Genomic DNA, 1660 nt, shown 5'->3' on the forward strand with positions numbered 1-1660 from the left:
CACTATGTGGGAGGGCTCTCTGAGAAGACAGAAAGTCCTCTTTGATTATTCTCGAAGGGGTACTACCCCGTTTCTTGTCGAAGAGCAAGATACGCCGGTGAATTAGTTAGGGTTTTTTTTGCGTATTCGAAATTCTAGGGTAAAGATTTGTACAAAAAATGGGCCAAAATCCAATCACCTTTGTGCACGATATGCTGAAAACGGCAAAAAGACTTTTACTTTGCTTGTACGAAAATGAATCGAAGAACTGGCTCTGATCATTGCAAGATGATTGCGAAGCCGCTACAGATCTATAAAATCAGCTTATCCGAAACCTTATTTTGTAGCGATTGCCTTAATAACACCATGACGAATTCGCCCAGTCCTCTCGAAACATATCGAAAATTGCTGGCGACCCATGCGTTGCAACCCGATCCGATTCAGTTGTTAGCCGTCGAAAAGCTGCAGACTCTGCATCGTCGCCTAGCTAATTATGACCCCAGGACAAGTATCAAATGGACAGATATTTTCCGGTTGGGCGTCCGCAAGCCACGGGTCGAACCTCCGCAGGGCATTTACATGTATGGGGATGTGGGTAGAGGAAAATCCATGCTCATGGACTTGTTTTTTAACACAGTACCAGGCACTCATAAGCGGCGTGTACATTTTCATGCCTTCATGCTTGAAGTACATGCTTTTATTCATGAATGGCGTCAAAGTGAAACCAAGTCAGGGGATGATCCAATTGCCTCTCTGGCAAATTCAATTACTGGGGACTTCTGGCTTCTTTGCTTCGATGAGTTTCAAGTGACAGACGTTGCAGATGCGATGATTTTGGGCCGATTATTTGAGCATCTTTTTCAACAGGGTGTCGTCGTCGTCGCAACATCTAATCGGATCCCAGATGATCTGTACAAAGATGGCCTCAATCGAGAACTCTTTCTTCCTTTTATTGAAATGATTAAGGACCAATTAGATGTTCTTCATCTTGACGGCGGCACCGATTATCGGCTCGACCGATTGGCAAAAAATCCTGTTTACTTTTGCCCTTTAAACGACGTTGCAGCGAAAGAGATGGATCGACTTTTTGAAGAGCTGACAGAAGGATCCGTGCCCCGTTCGACGATATTGACAACACAAGGTCGAGATTTAGAGGTCAAAGTTTGCGCACGCAACGTTGCACGTTTCGATTTTGAGGAGCTCTGTAACCGTCCGCTCGGTGCATCTGATTATCTAACTTTGGTTGCGCATTTTCACTCCATTTTATTGTCCAATGTTCCGCAATTAAGTTCTGCAAGAAGAAATGAATCGAAGCGATTTGTTACGTTGGTCGATATATTGTACGAAGCGGGTGCAAATTTAGTAATCTCTGCAGAAGTCAATGCAGAAGATCTTTATATTCAAGGTGATGGAAATTTTGAATTTGCGAGAACTGTATCACGGTTAATGGAAATGCGGTCAGAGGATTATTTAAAAGATGTATCCCTCCGGCAATAGTTCAGCAAACAGTTCTATCATGTATTATTATGCGGGCGAGCAATACTGACGAACAGAAAAAACAATAATCAGAAAATGAGGTTCCAATGACCGATAAGCCATTTCCAGATTTGATAGAAATGAAAAACCGGTTGGTCGTAGAGCAACATGTTTCAAAAGCAGTTTCTGATATTATTAACAACAC

The 1660-nt window shown here is 42.8% G+C and carries 1 protein-coding gene; it reads left to right on the forward strand.

Translation table 11 applies throughout. The features are described from left to right. Positions 1-345 precede the first annotated feature (345 nt). Positions 346-1476: a cell division protein ZapE gene (zapE, locus tag V7723_RS19700; RefSeq protein WP_335686211.1), complete on the forward strand. Its 1131-nt coding sequence runs from the start codon at positions 346-348 to the stop codon at positions 1474-1476. Positions 1477-1660: the final 184 nt, after the last annotated feature.

The organism is Sneathiella sp., from assembly GCF_036960985.1.
Classification (GTDB): Bacteria; Pseudomonadota; Alphaproteobacteria; order Sneathiellales; family Sneathiellaceae; genus Sneathiella.